We start from the raw sequence: 15,302 nt of genomic DNA, 5'->3' as shown, positions 1-15,302 counted from the left end.
CGCTGGTTTTCTATAGCTTCCCGTGGCAACGCTCAGCGTGGCGCCTCCGACAGAAGTAATCTGTCGGCTGGAGGGTCTCCTGCTTGCTGCTCGAGGCTAACGCTCTTCGGTCAGCTCCTTCAGCCGCGCGACGATCGCCTCGCTCCCCTCAACCGGCGCCTGGCAGGCGTGGTTCTCGCACACGTACAGCCTCGACTCGGCGGCCGCGTCACGCCCGCTGAACGTGCCGGTCAGGAGCGGCGACCCGGGCGCGTCGCCCCCGCCGCCGGAGCCCGGACGGCAGGCGATCACCCGGCGGGGCAGGAAGCGGCGGTGCGTGGACTCGGCCAGCCGCTTGGCGTCCGGGCCGGTGAACACCAGCTCCGGCGTGGGCCCGGCGTACAGGTCCAGCGCGACCAGCATCTGGCCCATCGCGATCGGCACCCGCTCCATCATCGAGGCCGACGCCTGCAGCGCCCGGTCGGCCGCGGCCAGGTAGGCCTCGTTGCCGGTCAGCTTGCCGAGCCGCACCAAGGCCGTGGTCGCCAATGACGCTCCGCTGGGCGTGGCGTTGTCGGTCAGCTCGAGCGTGCGGGTGATCAGCTCGTCGTGGTCGTTGGAGGTGTAGAAGAACGAGCCGCTGGCCGGGTCGGTGAACCGCTCGAGCACCGTGTCGAGCAGCCCGCCGGCGGCGTCGAGGTAGCGCTCCTCGAAGGTCGCCTCGTACAGACTGATAAGCGCGCCGGACAGCGCGGCGTAGTCGTCCAGGTACGCGTTCAGCTTCGCCCGGCCGCCGGCCCAGGTGTGCAGCAGCCGCCCCGGCTTGGGCGAGAGCTCGGCCAGCAGGAAGTCGGCGGCGCGGCGGGCGGCGTCCAGGTAGCGAGGCTCGCTCAGCGCGGCGCCCGCCCTGGCCAACGCGTCGATCATCAGGCCGTTCCAGTTGACCAGCACCTTTTCGTCGCGCCCCGGGCGGACCCGCTTGGCGCGCTCGGCCAGCAGCTTCTGCCGCATGGCCGCCAGGCGCTGGGACAGGTCGGCCGGGTCGAGCTTTAGCAGCTGCGCCTGCTGGTCGATGCTCTTGGGCAGGTTGAGGATGTTCTGCCCCTCGAAGTTGCCGATCGGCGTGACGTCGTACACGCGGCAGAACAGGTCGGCGTCGGTCTCGCCGAGCACCGAGCGGATCTGCTCCGGCTTCCAGACGTAGAACTTGCCCTCGTGCCCCTCGCTATCGGCGTCCTCGGCGCTGTAGAAGCCGCCGGCCGGGTCGGTCATGTCGCGGAGCACGTAGTCGAGCGTCTCGCGCGTGACCTGCGCGTACCGCGGCTCGTCGGCGGCGAGGAAGCCCTCCAGGTACGCGACCGCCAGGCTGGCGTTGTCGTACAGCATCTTCTCGAAGTGCGGCACCAGCCACCGCTCGTCGACGCTGTAGCGGGCGAAGCCGCCGCCCAGGTGGTCGTACATGCCGCCGGCGTGCATCTTGTCGAGCGTGGTGGTGACCATGTCGAGCAGCGCCTGCCGCCCGGTCCGCTGCCACCCGCGGAGCAGCGCCTGCAGGTTCATCGGCTGCGGGAACTTGGGCGCGCCGCCGAAGCCGCCGTGCTGCGGGTCGAAGTCCCGCTCCAGCCGCTCGCACGCGCCGACCAGCAGCGGGCCGTCGAGTTGTTGCTCGCGCCGCTCGGGCAGCGCGAGCGACTGGATCTTCTCGGTCAGCTCCATGGCGGTCTGCTCGGCCTGCTCGCGGCGGTTCTGCCACGCGTCGACGACCGCCGCCAGCACCTGGTCGAAGCCGGGCATGCCGCGCGCGGCCGAGGCCGGCCAGTAGGTGCCGCCGTAGAACGGCTTGAGCTGCGGTGTCAGGAACACGCTCATCGGCCAGCCGCCCCGGCCGGTCAGCATCTGCACCGCGTTCATGTAGATCTGGTCCAGGTCGGGCCGCTCCTCGCGGTCTACCTTGATCGACACGTAGTGCTCATTCAGGTAGTCGGCGATCGCCTGGTTCTCAAAGCTCTCGTACTCCATCACGTGGCACCAGTGGCAGGCCGAGTAGCCGATCGACAGGAAGATCGGCACGTCCCGCCGGGCGGCCTCGGCCAGCGCCTCCTCGCCCCACGGCTGCCAGTCAACGGGGTTGTCCTGGTGCTGCAGCAGGTAGGGGGAGGACTCGTTCGCGAGGCGGTTGGGCATGAATCTTACGTGGGAGGGAAGGGCGAGGGGACGGCGTCGGTAGCCCGGGCCAAGCCCGTATGCTAACAAACGCGGCGGGTCTTGCAGAATTCCCGGATTCCTGTGAACCGCGGCGGCCGTTCGCCGACCAGGAGAGTAACCCGCTGCCGCGCATGCCTACCGACGCCCCCCCGCCCGCCGACGACGCCTACAACCAGTGGCTGGTGATCAGGGCCCAGTCCGGCGAGGAGGACGCGCTCGAAGAGCTGGTCGAGCGGTGGAGCCCCCGGCTCGGCCGGCACGCGATGCGACTCACCGGCAACGCCGACGGCGCGGCCGAGGCCGCCCAAGAGGCGTGGCTCGGCATCGTCCGCGGGCTCGACCGCCTGGACGACCCGGCCTGCTTCCGCCGCTGGGCCTACCAGATTGTCGCCCGGAGGTGCGCCGACTGGATCCGCCGCCGGCAGCGCAGCCGCAACACAACCGAGCCGCTAACAGACGAACCGCCGACGCCCGCCGCCGACAACACGACGACCGACCGTCGGGACGCCGTGCGGCGGATGTTGAAGAGTCTGCCCCGTCAGGACCAGACGCTGCTGGCCATGCACTACTCGGACGGCATGCCGCTGGCGGAAATCGCCGAGGCGGCCGGCCTCCCGGTCGGCACGGTCAAGTCGCGGCTGTACCACGCCCGGCAGCGGCTCAAGTCCGCGATCGAGCGGGATCAAGAGAACCCCTAGCAGCCCAGGACCCTTCCAACCCAAGGAGTAGCGTGATGAGCACCGAACAAGACGCCGACGCGTTGATCCGTGACGCGGTCCGTCAGGAAGAAGAATCGATCGACGCCTTCCTCGGCGACCGCCCGCTCACGGAGGATCTCCTTCAGAGCTTCCGCGGCAGGCGGAGGTGGATGACCATCTTCCCGATGCTGCTCTCGCTGCTGTACCTCGCGCTGGGCGTGTGGTGCGGCTACGAGTTCTTCCAGGAGCCGACCACCAAGATTCAGATCGCCTGGGCGACCGGACTCCTGTGCTGCGCAATGTCGATCTGCACCACCAAGGTCTGGATCTGGGGCGAGTGGCGCCGCAACTCGGTGATCCGCGAAGTGAAGCGGCTGGAGCTGAAGATCGACAAGCTCGCCCGCTGAGCGATAGGTCGGACCGCTGCCCGGCGACCCCGCACGGCTCAGCCCCACGTGCCGTGCGGCGGGCCGAGCCCGAAACAGTGGCGGCCGCCCATCGCTAGCTGCCCGCAAACTAGGCAACCAGCACGCTAGCTTTTCGGTTAGCCGGAATGGGCGGTTTGACGGCGATTCCGCCCGATCCCACTGAATAACGCAGTCTGCGGGTGATCGTTCGCCACCTGCGCCGTTGTGGCACGCTGGTTGCGTACGTGACTGGTCCTTCCTAAGCAGGCCCACGCGGCCCCCGCCCCGACCGGACCGCCCTGGATTCGGTCCCTCTCTGAGCCGTCCGGCGAGACGGCCTCCCCGTTATAAGTGACGATGCGATGCAAAAGGGTTTTCTGATTGACATGGATGGCGTCATCTACCGCAGCAGCCAGCTGATCCCTGGCGCGGTGGACTTCATCAAGCTGCTTACCAAGTGGGACATCCCGTTCCTGTTCCTCACCAACAACAGCCAGCGCACCCGCCGCGACACGGCGACCAAGCTGGTGCGGATGGGCATGCCGGTGAGCGAGGACCACATCTACACCTGCGCCATGGCGACCGCCCGCTTCCTCGCCCGGCAGAAGCCCGAGGGCACGGCCTACGTGATCGGCGAGGGCGGCCTGCTGAACGCGTTACACGCCAACGGGTACTCGATCGTCGACAAGCACCCGGACTACGTGGTGGTCGGCGAGGGCCGCACGCTGTCGTTCGAGATGCTCGAGCAGGCGGTGCAGATGGTCCTGGACGGCGCGAAGCTGATCGCCACGAACCTGGACCCGAACTGCCCCACCAACACCGGCACCCGCCCGGGCTGCGGGGCGATCGTGAAGCTGATCGAAGAGGCGACCGGCATCCAGGCGTTCAGCGTCGGCAAGCCGAGCCCGGTGATGATGCGTTCCGCCCGCAAGGAGATCGGCATGACCACCAGCGACACGATCATGATCGGCGACACCATGTCGACCGACATCATCGGCGGTGTGCAGATGGGCTACCGCACGGTGCTGGTGCTGACCGGCACCACCAGCCGCGAAGACCTGGCGCGGTTCGCCTACCAGCCCGACCTGGTGGTGGAGTCGATTGCCGACCTGTGCAATGAAGAGATGCTGATGAAGGAGCTGATGCAGGTCCGCAGCCGCGAGGACGACTCCCCTTCGGAGGTCCTCCAGTGGGCCGGGGCAGCCCAGTAGGGACGGAGCCGGACAGAGGGCGTTGAGGCAAGCGAGCCGGCCGCGGAGCAGCCGGCTCGCTTTTTTTTGCGCACTGCTCGTAGTCCCAAGCCACTGCCTGCGGAAGCCGGCAGGGTTCGGAGCTCAGGAGAGTGGAGCTGAACCGCAGGCAACCCGGCGCACCAACGGCTTCCGCCGCAGGTTGCTCTCGATCAATCGATCCAGCCGCCGCCGAGGACTCGCTCGCCGTCGAAGCAGACCACTGCTTGCCCGGGGGCTACCCCGAACTGGGGCGACTTGAACCGTACGCTCAGCTTGTGCCCCGCTTGGACCACTAGCTCCGCCGCGGCCGGCTTGGCGTTGTAGCGGATCTGGGCCAGGCATTCGATTGGCTCTTCTGGCGGCAGATCGGTCAGCCAGTTGCATCCGCTGGCGGTCAGCTCGCTAGCATCGAGCGCCGCGCGGTCGCCCAGCACCACGCGGTTGGTGTCCGGTTCGATCCGCACCACGAACGCCCGCTCGCCGAGCGCCACGCCCAGGCCCTTCCGCTGTCCGACCGTGAAGCCCTCGATGCCGTCGTGCCGGCCGACGACGCGGCCGTCGGTCGTGACCAGCTCGCCCGAGCGGTCGCCCGATTCGCCGCCGCTCTCCAGTCGCCGGCGGACAAACTGGTCGTAGCGGCCGCTGGTGACAAAGCAGATCTCTTGGCTGTCCTTCTTCTCCGCAACGTTCAGGCCGATGCCGGCGGCCAGCTCGCGGATCTTGGGCTTCTGGTATCCGCCCACCGGCAGCAGCATCCGCGACAAGTCGCGGCGTTTGATGCCGAACAGCACGTACGACTGGTCCTTGGATTGATCGATCCCGCGGAGCAGAACCGGCTCGCTGCTGGAATCATCGATCCGCGCGTAGTGCCCGGTGGCGACGTACTCGGCGCCGACCGAGTCGGCGTAGTCGAACAGCTTGCCAAACTTGATCCAGTTGTTGCACTGCACGCACGGGTTGGGGGTCCGGCCCCGAGCGTACTCGGCGGCGAAGTAGTCCATGATCTGGCCGAACTCCTCGTTCAGGTCCAGTGCGTAGAACGGGATGCGCAGCCGGTCGGACACCCGCCGGGCGTCCTCCGCGTCGGCCGCGGTGCAGCAGCCCTGCTTGTGGTCCAGGCGGTTGACGATCGGCAGTGAGCCGGGGGTGGATTCCGTGGAACAGGCGGCCGGCGACTGCTCGCCGTGGCGCATGAACACGCCGATCACCTCGTGCCCCTGCTCGAGCAGCAGGTGCGCGGCGACGCTCGAATCGACGCCGCCGGACATGGCTAGGACTACGAGGGACATTTTGAGAACCACAAAGACTCAAAGGCACGAAGACGACGACATTTTACCACAGAGCACGCAGAGGACACGGAGGGGGAACCCGGTCCTCTCCGGCTACCGGGGCCGCTAAAGGGGATTTCGGAATGGCTTTGTGCCTTCGTGCCTTTGTGGTTCCCCCGCCTCGTCCGTCCCGAATGGACCGTCTATAATCGCCGCTCTCAACCCTTCAACGGACGGTGAGTAGATGGACAAGCAATGGACTGATCGCGCCGAGGCGATCCACGAGGCCCTGACGCAGCTCAGGGACTCTCTTTGACTACGACAGCAAGAAACAACGCATCGCCGAGATCGAGCAGGCGCAGGCCGCGCCCGATTTCTGGAACGACCAGGAGCAGGCGCAGGCCGCAATCGCCGAGCTGAAGGGTCTGACCGCCGTCGTGGCGCCGCTGGACGAGGGGATCGCCGCCAACGACGACCTGGCCGCCGCCATCGAGATGGCCGAGGAGGACGAGTCGTTTGAGGCCGAGGTCCCCGGCGAGGTCGAGAAGCTCGAGGAGCTGATCGAGAAGCTCAAGCTGTCGGCGTTATTGAGCGGCCCGCACGACAACACCGGCGCCATCATCAGCATCAACGCCCGCGACGGCGGCACCGACGCCAACGACTGGGCCGAGATGCTGCTGCGGATGTACATCCAGTGGGCGCAGAAGCACGAGTACAAGGCCGAGCTGCTCGACCGCCAGGACAACGACGAGGCCGGCATCAACAACGCCACCATCGCGCTCCGCGGGCCGATGGCCTACGGCTACCTCAAGGGTGAGAGCGGCATGCACCGCCTGGTGCGGATCAGCCCGTTCAACTCCGAGGGCAAACGCCAGACCAGCTTCGCGGCGGTGGACGTGTCGCCGGAGATTAGCGACTCGGTCGAAGTCGAGATCAACGAGGCGGACGTACGCGAGGACACCTACCGTGCCAGCGGCGCCGGGGGCCAGCACGTCAACAAGACCGACTCGGCGATCCGGCTCACGCACGTGCCGACCGGCATCGTCGTGCAGTGCCAGGCGGAACGCTCACAGCACAAGAATCGCGCTAGCGCGTGGAAGATGCTCCGGGCGCGGATGGCGCGGGTGGAGGAAGAGAAGCGGGAAGCCGAAGAGGCCGCCAAGTACCAGCAGCAGGCCAAGACCGGCTTCGGCAGCCAGATCCGCAACTACTTCCTGCACCCCGACCAGCGGGTGAAGGACGCCCGCACCAAGTACCAGCAGGGCAACTTCCACAACGTCATGGACGGCGACATCCAGGGCTTCCTGGAGGCCACCCTCCGCTGGCGCGCCGGGCAGCCGGTTGAGGAGGACGACGAGGACTAGCCGTCGCTTGTGTCATCCGACACAGGGCGGCCGCGCCAGCAGCGCCGGGAATAGCGGCGCCGCGGCGTGTCGAACCACTACTGGCAAACCGTCCGTAGTCGCGTGGAGGCCGAGATGTTCCGAGGCAGCCCGGCTAAGGCGTCGGTTGAGCACGCGGTGGCGACCCCCTGCGGCACGCTGGTGGCGGTGTTCTCGCGCGACGAGCGGCTCTACACCCACCGGATTGAGATGCGTCGGGGGCCTGTCGAGCCCGTCGTCTTGCTGCGCGCCGCAAGCGGCCGCGATCCACAAAACCCTGACAGCCCACCGCTGCACGGGCTGAACGTTGACGACCTGGGGTACTCCCCACGCCCGCTGCCGACGCAGGCCAAGCTGATCGGCGTATCGACTGATCGCAGCTGGAAGGTGGCGCTCGGGCCCGACCCGTTGGCGGACGATCGCCTGCTGTATGAGGCGAGCTGCCGGTTGGCGACCGCGGCGCCCGAGGTGCGGTCGAGCTACCACACGCCGCGGGCGCGGCTGCTCAGCGGCTCAAGCCAGGCGGCGACCTTCCGAACCGCCGGGGTGTGTTGGACGCTACGGCTGCGGAACGAGGTGGAGGCGACCCGTTCGCCGTTCTGCCGCATTGAGCTGCCAAACACGCTTGCCTGGAACTCGCGGCCAGCGGTAGCGGTGGTGGCCGAACCAGCCATCAGCGATCAGCCGCCGATGAAGCTGAGCTGGCGGTTTGAGATTGCGCTGGGTGACATGCGGTGGCCGTAACTGGACTCATCCCGGCATTGTCCCAATGGGGGTTAGGCGAGTGCTGACTTGTCCACTTCCGCCGTCAGCAGCTTAGCGCGGCGATCGATCCGCCATTGTTCTGGGCTGACATGCACAAGCTGGAAGCCCGCTGAGAGGTTCGACCGGTCTACTGAAGCTACTGCCAGTCGGCGTTGGCTTCACCCATGCTCTGGTTATTCCGCCGCTACATCTTCCAGACATGCCACAGTAAGCAGCCTGATAGGCCTAGGCCTATCAGCGATGAGAGCCAGTCAGCGACCTCCTTGCCCGTTTCCGCTTCGATCAGAGGCACGCCCGCTAACAGCATTCCGACGCCAAGCATAGCGAACAGGCGTAGCACCATGAAAAGGAATGGGGCCACGATCACGACCGCTACCAGCTTGATCACTAGCGGCGTTTGGTGGGGAGGCCGGGGTGGCTTGGATTGCGTCTCTTCAGGCATAGCGGTCGTGCGTCAGGTGATCTCGTGAAACAGAGTCGTGCTACCCCAACAGCGGGAAGAACCGCCCGCCGAGCGGCTCGCCCTTGGGGACCATCGGCACACCGGCCAGCAGCGACTCGTCCGAGTCGCTGCGCACTCCGTCGGCCACCAGGTTGACCACCACAACCCGCCGCGGGCGGTCGCTCTTGTTGGCGGGTGAGCCGTGTACGGTCAGCGGCGCGTGGAACGCCGCGTGGCCGCGCGGGGCGACGACCGACACCGGGTTCCGCAGCGCCCGGTACTGATCGTCGGTCAGCACCTCGCCGATCGCGTCCATGTCGCCGGCCAGGCCGGTGATTGGCAGGAGGTCCCACTCGTGGCTGCCCGGCACGTACTGGATGGCGCCGTTGGCCTCGTCGCAGTCGTCCAGCGGGATCCAGATGGTGAGGTGCCGCATCGGCTTGGTGCGCGTCCAGTACGAGTAGTCCTGGTGCCACGCGACCACTCCCCCGTGGTGGGCCGGCTTGCAGAACAGCTGGTCGTGCCAGAAGCGGGGCCTGCCGCCGAGCAGCTGCGCTGCCGCGCCCACCAGCCGCGGGTTCCAGAGCAGGTCGTGGAACCCGGGGCGCAGCCGCCATGCGCCCAGGGCGTGGAACAGCGCGGTGTCCGGCGAGGTGGACTCGTTCGTGTGGTACTCGTACCACAGCTCGCGGCCCTCATGCATTGGGTCGAAGAACCCGCTCAGCTCATCACACAGCGCTTCGCACTGGGCGTCGTCGAGCAGCGGGACGCCGGTCAGGAACCCCTGTTCGTTAAACGAAGCAACCTGCTGGTCGCTCAGCACCGCCGACTGAGCAGACTCCGCTGGCGGAAACAGGCTGCCCGCGGGGTGGTGGATTGTCGAGAAGTCCAATGAACGGCCTCCGTGGTGGGCACGGGCGACCGTGCCCATGCCGGCTTGCTTAGCGGCGGGAACAGCGTTTGCGCCGCTGATCACCGCCGATTGGAGCGGTTGATTGTAACCGATAGCCCGCGACCGGTATGGAGAACCGGACACGTCGTGTCTGGTTTGACCGGAACAGAGCGTGCGGAATCGCTTGAGGCAGCGGTCCGCCGAGCGATCCTTGAGGAGCGATTATGCCCGCAGGCGGACGCGTGCGTTGCGCAACCCTTGTGCTAGCGGCCCTGATGCTGGCCGCTGACGCCACGGCGGCGGTCTTCCCGCGTCGTCCCCGCTCGCAGAGCACGGGGCTGCGGGACTCGGTGTACCTCAAGCTCCGCAGCGACAGCGGCCGCCCGATGGCCTCGTTCCAGATCGCCCAGATCCGCGAGCTGGAGGCCCAGACCCGCAAGTTCTACGCCGTCAATTCTGGCGGGCAGTACGACATCCGCTTCACGCACATCCTGGACGTCCCGCTCGCCCTGAACTCTAACGGCACCCGACCCGACGACTGGTTCGGCCTTGGCGAGAACTACGTCCGCAGCAACTACGGGATCGAGCCCGAGGACTTCCACCTCAACCTGTTCGATGTCAGCAGCACCGAGCCGGACGCGGACCAGGGCTGGTCCGGCATCGCGGTAAGCCCGGGCAACAACATCGCGGTCCAGCCCGACATCACCTCCGACTGGGGCAAGATTGTGGTCGACCACGAGCTGGGGCACCACATTGGCGCGCCGCACTCGGGCGCCTACCGCGCTGTCAGCGACAACAACTACACGCCCTACGTCTGGGACGGGGATCGGGAGCAGTACCGCGAGTACAGCACCAGCCGGGACGGGCTGCAGCCCACCACGTTCGGTGTGCACCTGGACGGCTACGGCAACCCCTACAGCGTGATGGGCAATATCAGCCACGAGCACTTCTCGATCATCGCCAAGCACGACAAGTACGGTTGGCTGTCCGACGAACAGGTGCCGGAGCTGACCGACCTCGGCGAGGGAACCTACCGCATCTACGCGCACGACGAGCTGCTGCTCGCCCGCGACGAGACCTTCGACTACTACGGCGTCGAGGAAACCTACGCCGCCGACAAGCTGTACGGGCTCCGCTACACCCGCAAGGCGGAGCGGTTCAACACCAGCACCAGGCGGTTCGAGCCCTACAACCAGGAGCTCACGCTCGAGTACCGGTCGGGCCGCGACGGGGTGCAGTTCTACATGGGCGAGGCGATCCTCGACATGGACCTCGAGGGCGGGACCGACCGCAACAACGGCGAGCGGGAGCTGGAGGTGGGGCAGTCGATCAGCGACCTCGCCTTCGGCACGTCGGTCTTCTGGTCGGACACGGAAGGCGAGGACTTCCTGAGCTTCAACCCGCCCGCCCCGACCGACCCCTGGGAGCTGAACGACGAGTGGTACGAGTTCAGCGTGCTGGGGACCTCGTCCGACGACGTTGGCAGCTACATTGAGCTGAGCGTGACGCGTCTGTCCCAATTCCCGATCACGCTGGCCGGCGACTACAACGACGACGGGATCGTCGACGCGGCCGACTACACCACTTGGCGAGACAACCTCGGCGCCCCCGCTGGCACTCTGCCCAACGACCCGACCGGCGAGTCGATCGGCGATGATCAGTACGCCGCCTGGCGCGAAAACTTCGGGGCGATAGCAGGGGGTTCGTCGGCGGTCGCCGCTGTGCCCGAGCCGGCGGGCGTCACGCTCGCGGCTTTCCTCGCGCTGGGCGGTGCGGTATTCCTTCGTCGGTAACCCTTCAACCGCGCCTGGCAGCACAACTCTTGAGGTTTCTTACGTGACCAATTGTCTCACGCTGCGCCGGGCGCTTGTGGCTTTGTCGATCTCGCTGTCTCTCGCTTCCCAGGCCGCCGCCGATCCTGAGCACGCCGGCCGCCGGGTGCTGGCGGCCGACTACAGCGTCGGGCGGATCGCAATCGTCGACGCCGACGGCCGGATCGCTTGGGAGCACAAGATTGGCCCGATCCACGACCTGCAGCTGCTCGAGAATGGCAACGTGCTGTTCCAGCTCTCGTGGACACGGATCGTCGAGGTGGACCCGTCTGATGACCGCGTTGTATGGGAGTATGATTCCGCCGCCCAGGGCGGCAACGAGGGGAAGCGGGTTGAGGTGCACTCGTTCCAGCGGCTGCCCAGCGGGCTGACGATGATCGCCGAGTCCGGGCCGGCGCGGATCATCGAGGTTGACCGCGGCGGCCAGATCCAGCACGAGGTGAAGCTCAAGGTCGAGAACCCCGACCCCCACCACGACACACGGCTGGTCCGCAAGCTGGCGGGCGGCGGCTACCTGGTCGCCCACGAGGGGGACGGCGCCGTCCGCGAGTACGACGCCGCCGGCAAGGTGGTGTGGGACTACCCGGTCCCCCTGTTCGGCAAGCAGCCCCGCGGCGGCCACGGCGCGCGGGCGTGGGGCAACGCGGTGTTCGCCGCCGAGCGGCTGGCCAACGGCAACACCCTGATCGCCACCGGCAACGGGCACGGCGTGATCGAGGTCACCCCAGAGAAGGAGGTCGTCTGGCGCCTTGAGCAGCGCGACCTGCCGGGCGTGACGCTGGCTTGGGTCACCACGGTGCAGCCGCTGGCGAACGGCAATCTCGTTATCGGCAACTGCCACGCGGGGCCCGACAACCCGCAGATTATCGAGGTCACCCGCGACAAGCGGCTGGTGTGGGCATTCAAGGATCATGAGAACTTTGGCGACGCGCTCGCCAACTCGTGGGTGATCGACGCGGCGGAGTAGCCGCGGGCGGCCGAGGCTGTGGGCGATCTTTCCAATCGGGCGGCGGCGCGTATAGTGTGGGGCAAGTCCGCCGCCCCACGAGACCCCGCCGTGCCCCAAACCGCTGCCGACAAGCCCGAGCTCATCGTGCTGCTGCACGGGATCGGCTCCACCCGCTGGCTGATGTGGCCGTTGGCCCGCCGCCTGCAGCGGGAGGGGTATGTGACGCGGCTGTGGGGGTACTTTTCCCTGCGCGGGTCGAACCGCGACATCGGCCGCCGACTCGCTAGCGAGCTGAACCGCTTGGCCGCCAGCGGCGATTACAGCCGGGTGCACGTGGTGGCGCACAGCATGGGGTCGATCGCCATGCGGTGCGCGTTTGAGGAGTCGCTGCCCACGGGCATCGGTCGGGTGGTGATGATCGCCCCGCCGAACCGCGGCTCGCACGCCGCGACGCGGCTCACCCGCCTGCGTGGCCTGCTGAGCCCCACGCTCTACGAGCTGCGTGACACGCCGGACAGCTTCGTCAACTCGCTGCCCGCCGCGCCGGGCCACGCCGAGGTGGGCGTCATCGCGACCCGCCTGGACCGGGTGGTGGCGCTGGAGAGCACCCACCTGGATGGGCAGCGTGACCACTGCCTGGTCGAGGGCATGCACACCGCCGCGCTGTGGACCAGCGAGTGCGCCCTGCAGGTGGCACAGTTCCTGCGGCACGGCCAGTTCCTGCGGGCCGAAGCAGCGCCGGCCGGTCGGCCAGTTGGCAGCGCGGCCGCTAGCGGCTGAGGGTCTCGTCCAGCCACGCGGCGTACGCCCGGCTGACATGCGACAGCGGCGTGCCGATCACCTCCGGCGTGTCGTACGGGTGGAGCGAACCGATCAGCTCCGCGACCTCGTCGAACGCCGACGCCCGGCACTTGAGCGTGCACAGGTACTCGCTGCTGGTCTCGACCTCGCCCTGCCAGTGGTACGTGCTGGTCAGCGGGCCGGCGATCTGGGCGCACGCGGCCAGCCGGCGGTCGACCAGCTCGGTCGCAATCCGCTCAACCACGGCGTGGTCTCCGGTGGTGGTGCGGACCTGGATGAAATCAGTCATGACGGTCGGTCGGGCGGGGGATGGCAGGTTTGCGAATCATTCTACACCATGGGCGCGAAATCGTTGCGGACCCCCGAATGCTCTGGTAGGGTCAAGGCTTGCCGACCGCACGACGCGGTCCGCACCGAACTCCTCGCGACAGCCCGATGAAGCAACCCGCCGCGTTCTTGTTTCTGTTTGTCTGCCTGTTTGCCGTCGGCTGCAACAAGAGCCCGCTGCTGACGTGGACCGAGCAGCAGTGCACTCAGATCGAACGGCTGACCAAGCTGCTCAACGAGATCGACAGCCCCGCGGCGGCCGATGAACGCCTCGACGACGTGCGGCAGTGCTACGTTGCGATGATCCGCGCGAAGCGCGAAGGGCCGGCCTTGTTCCGCAAGCACGCACAGGACAAGGTGCTGAAGTCGACTACCGAGGCGCTGAAGAAGCGTTCGCAGAAGGCCGAGCGGGAATCGACGCTGGCCGTCGAGAAGCTCGACGCGCGGAACGACCTCTCCGAGCCGTTCTGTTCGATGATGAAGATGCAGTCGGTCGAATTCATGATCGCCACGGTCGAGATGATGCAGGAGGTCGCCAAGATCCAGGGAGCGCCCCGCTTGCCGGTGGTGGCGGACCTGGACACGAGCCGCCAGCTGCTCAAACTCTACGAGCAGCACGGCCCGGCGAACGTAGTGGAGGTCGAAATCAAACAGGGCGGCCCCGGCGCTGCCCAGACGCTCATCGACGCCGCCGACGGCGACGCCACCGGGCTCGTCGCCGCGGACCAGGCGACCGTGGTTGTCGGCCCGGTCAACGACTTCGACGCCTACCGCTCGAAGCTCGCCAGCCACGGGACCGTCACGGATGTCGACCCCGGCATGCGGTCGTTCGTCTTCTCGCCATCCCACGCCTCGCCGCCGCGGAACGCCCCAGACCACGGGCAGGTCGCTCGGCATGATTCCTCCTTCGACAATCTGTTCGAGCCCGACATGACGCACGACGAGCGGGTGCAGGCGATCGAGCAGAGGCACGACCAGCACGTGGCCGACGCGCACCGGCGTGCCGAGGACATGCGCCGCGAGGCGCTGGCCGATTTCAACTCCGCGTTCGACGCCGAACCAGCCGCCACCGACTGGCGCGCCGCTGACCCGGCGGGCGCCGCCGACAGCCCGTGGGCCGAGGAGGAAGACGAGCCCGCTGTGCCCACCACCCAGCCGACCGCCCAGCCCGCCTGGCCGACCGGCCGGATGGCCTCGGCGGCTTCGCCCACCAGGACGACCGCGGCCAAGCCTACCCCGCTGCAGAACCTGACCGGCCGCGACAAGCAGCAGCTGGAGCTCGCCGAGGCGCTCAACAGCGACGACCGCATCGCGCTCCGCACCGCCGCGGTTGAGCTGCTCGACGTCCCGCCTTCGTCGATCAGGAACAGCGACGTCCGCCGGATGGTCGCCCGCGGCTACCGCGCGCTGCTCAAGGACCCGCACTACATGATGTCCGACGGCGAGACCGCCATCCGCGGACTTGAGATGCACGCCGGCAAGCACAGCGTGCCGCTGGTCATCGAGTACCTGAACACCAACCCGCTCCGCGTGCCGCCCGCCGCCGTCCAGACGCTCCGCGAGCACAGCACGCCCGAGGGCATCGTGGCGCTGATCAAGCTGCTGGGCGTCACGAGCGCGAGCGAGGCCGCAACCGCCGCGCTCCGCGAGGCCGGCCCCGACGCCGAGGCGCCGCTGCTGGCCGTGGTTTTGAAGCTTGACCCGACCATCATGCCCCAGGCGCTGGAGCTGCTGGGCGACGTCGGCTCGCCGAAGTCGTACCGTGTGCTGAAAATCGCCGCGCGCAAGTCGCACCCCGGCGTCCGCAGCGCCGCGAACGACTCCCTCCGCCGCATCCAGCAACGCAACTGAGCGCGGTAGCTAGTACCGCGCAGCCCATCGCTGGTTCCCAACGCACGTCGCGCAGACCTCCCACATTCGCGAGACGGGCATTCTGCAGCGGTGGTTTCGTCCGATTCGTTTTGCCCAAAAACACGCGCGCAGCGGACAAAACTCGGGGCGTACCGCGGCCCAGTTCTCTCGTAAGTGCTTTTGTATTATCCCATTGCGACAGCCTCCTCTGACTAAGGCGACGGGGGTTTTGTCCGATTTCGGCTGCGCAAGCAGACACACGGGTGGCGGGG

General features: G+C 67.7%; 14 protein-coding genes. 9 read left to right on the top strand and 5 right to left on the bottom strand.

What is annotated here, in order from left to right:
* Positions 1-96: 96 nt before the first annotated feature.
* Entirely contained in the window at positions 97-2,163 is a 2,067-nt protein-coding gene (locus tag KOR34_RS24475; protein ID WP_146568763.1) for a thioredoxin domain-containing protein, read from the bottom strand.
* A gap of 152 nt (positions 2,164-2,315) precedes the next feature.
* Here KOR34_RS24475 and KOR34_RS24470 point away from each other — a divergent pair, with 152 nt between their 5' ends.
* The 3 genes from KOR34_RS24470 to KOR34_RS24460 all read left to right on the top strand — a co-directional run bounded on the left by KOR34_RS24470 (position 2,316) and on the right by KOR34_RS24460 (position 4,500).
* Positions 2,316-2,882: an RNA polymerase sigma factor gene (locus KOR34_RS24470; RefSeq protein WP_197531718.1), complete on the top strand. Its 567-nt coding sequence runs from the start codon at positions 2,316-2,318 to the stop codon at positions 2,880-2,882.
* 35 nt (positions 2,883-2,917) lie between these two features.
* Positions 2,918-3,289 carry a DUF6768 family protein gene (locus KOR34_RS24465; RefSeq protein ID WP_146568761.1) on the top strand — a complete coding sequence of 124 codons (372 nt, stop codon included), beginning with the start codon at positions 2,918-2,920 and terminating at the stop codon, positions 3,287-3,289.
* 362 nt (positions 3,290-3,651) lie between these two features.
* Complete coding sequence (locus KOR34_RS24460; RefSeq protein WP_146568760.1) at positions 3,652-4,500, top strand: TIGR01457 family HAD-type hydrolase; 849 nt, start codon at positions 3,652-3,654, stop codon at positions 4,498-4,500.
* Positions 4,501-4,691: 191 nt separating this feature from the next.
* On the opposite strand, the gene mnmA is transcribed toward KOR34_RS24460, so the two are convergent.
* Positions 4,692-5,810: a tRNA 2-thiouridine(34) synthase MnmA gene (gene mnmA / locus KOR34_RS24455; protein ID WP_146568759.1), complete on the bottom strand. Its 1,119-nt coding sequence runs from the start codon at positions 5,808-5,810 to the stop codon at positions 4,692-4,694.
* A 223-nt stretch (positions 5,811-6,033) separates the two neighbouring features.
* On the opposite strand from mnmA, the gene prfB reads away from it, so the two are divergent.
* Both prfB and KOR34_RS24445 read left to right on the top strand, forming a co-directional pair.
* Positions 6,034-7,153 (top strand): peptide chain release factor 2 gene (gene prfB / locus KOR34_RS24450; protein ID WP_390620807.1). Its coding sequence is split into 2 segments (ribosomal slippage): positions 6,034-6,102 and positions 6,104-7,153, totalling 1,119 coding nucleotides; the frame shifts between segments, so codons are not numbered across the junction.
* Positions 7,154-7,267: 114 nt separating this feature from the next.
* Positions 7,268-7,915 (top strand): hypothetical protein, encoded by a 648-nt coding sequence (locus tag KOR34_RS24445; RefSeq protein ID WP_197531717.1) that lies wholly within the window; start codon positions 7,268-7,270, stop codon positions 7,913-7,915.
* 205 nt (positions 7,916-8,120) lie between these two features.
* Here the strand turns inward: KOR34_RS24445 and KOR34_RS24440 are convergent, their stop codons facing one another.
* Positions 8,121-8,324 carry a hypothetical protein gene (locus KOR34_RS24440; protein WP_146568756.1) on the bottom strand — a complete coding sequence of 68 codons (204 nt, stop codon included), beginning with the start codon at positions 8,322-8,324 and terminating at the stop codon, positions 8,121-8,123.
* Between the two features lie 94 nt (positions 8,325-8,418).
* The gene (locus KOR34_RS24435) at positions 8,419-9,270 is read right to left on the bottom strand and encodes a phytanoyl-CoA dioxygenase family protein (protein ID WP_228714758.1); all 852 of its coding nucleotides are present in this window, start codon (positions 9,268-9,270) and stop codon (positions 8,419-8,421) included.
* Between the two features lie 224 nt (positions 9,271-9,494).
* On the opposite strand from KOR34_RS24435, the gene KOR34_RS24430 reads away from it, so the two are divergent.
* The 3 genes from KOR34_RS24430 to KOR34_RS24420 all read left to right on the top strand — a co-directional run bounded on the left by KOR34_RS24430 (position 9,495) and on the right by KOR34_RS24420 (position 12,831).
* Entirely contained in the window at positions 9,495-11,063 is a 1,569-nt protein-coding gene (locus tag KOR34_RS24430) for a hypothetical protein (protein WP_228714757.1), read from the top strand.
* A 43-nt stretch (positions 11,064-11,106) separates the two neighbouring features.
* Positions 11,107-12,069, top strand: a complete 963-nt coding sequence (locus tag KOR34_RS24425; RefSeq protein WP_197531716.1) for a beta-propeller domain-containing protein — start codon at positions 11,107-11,109, stop codon at positions 12,067-12,069.
* 90 nt (positions 12,070-12,159) lie between these two features.
* Positions 12,160-12,831: an esterase/lipase family protein gene (locus KOR34_RS24420; protein ID WP_146568752.1), complete on the top strand. Its 672-nt coding sequence runs from the start codon at positions 12,160-12,162 to the stop codon at positions 12,829-12,831.
* Here KOR34_RS24420 and cutA read toward each other — a convergent pair.
* Positions 12,821-13,141, bottom strand: a complete 321-nt coding sequence (cutA, locus tag KOR34_RS24415) for a divalent-cation tolerance protein CutA (protein ID WP_146568751.1) — start codon at positions 13,139-13,141, stop codon at positions 12,821-12,823. The genes KOR34_RS24420 and cutA overlap by 11 nt on opposite strands.
* Before the next feature lie 146 nt (positions 13,142-13,287).
* Here cutA and KOR34_RS24410 point away from each other — a divergent pair, with 146 nt between their 5' ends.
* On the top strand, positions 13,288-15,030 hold the full coding sequence (locus KOR34_RS24410) for a HEAT repeat domain-containing protein (RefSeq protein ID WP_146568750.1): 1,743 nt from the start codon (positions 13,288-13,290) through the stop codon (positions 15,028-15,030).
* The last annotated feature ends 272 nt before the right edge of the window (positions 15,031-15,302 follow it).

The organism is Posidoniimonas corsicana, assembly GCF_007859765.1.
Classification (GTDB): Bacteria; Planctomycetota; Planctomycetia; order Pirellulales; family Lacipirellulaceae; genus Posidoniimonas; species Posidoniimonas corsicana.
Note: the sequence above shows the minus strand (reverse complement) of the source record. Positions and strands in the feature narration are given on the sequence as shown.

Coding starts and splice junctions, on each gene's coding strand:
- KOR34_RS24475 (WP_146568763.1), bottom strand. CDS start 2,163: ATGCCCAACCGCCTCGCGAACGAGTCCTCCCCCTACCTGCTGCAGCAC.
- KOR34_RS24470 (WP_197531718.1), top strand. CDS start 2,316: ATGCCTACCGACGCCCCCCCGCCCGCCGACGACGCCTACAACCAGTGG.
- KOR34_RS24465 (WP_146568761.1), top strand. CDS start 2,918: ATGAGCACCGAACAAGACGCCGACGCGTTGATCCGTGACGCGGTCCGT.
- KOR34_RS24460 (WP_146568760.1), top strand. CDS start 3,652: ATGCAAAAGGGTTTTCTGATTGACATGGATGGCGTCATCTACCGCAGC.
- mnmA (WP_146568759.1), bottom strand. CDS start 5,810: ATGTCCCTCGTAGTCCTAGCCATGTCCGGCGGCGTCGATTCGAGCGTC.
- KOR34_RS24445 (WP_197531717.1), top strand. CDS start 7,268: ATGTTCCGAGGCAGCCCGGCTAAGGCGTCGGTTGAGCACGCGGTGGCG.
- KOR34_RS24430 (WP_228714757.1), top strand. CDS start 9,495: ATGCCCGCAGGCGGACGCGTGCGTTGCGCAACCCTTGTGCTAGCGGCC.
- cutA (WP_146568751.1), bottom strand. CDS start 13,141: ATGACTGATTTCATCCAGGTCCGCACCACCACCGGAGACCACGCCGTG.
- KOR34_RS24410 (WP_146568750.1), top strand. CDS start 13,288: ATGAAGCAACCCGCCGCGTTCTTGTTTCTGTTTGTCTGCCTGTTTGCC.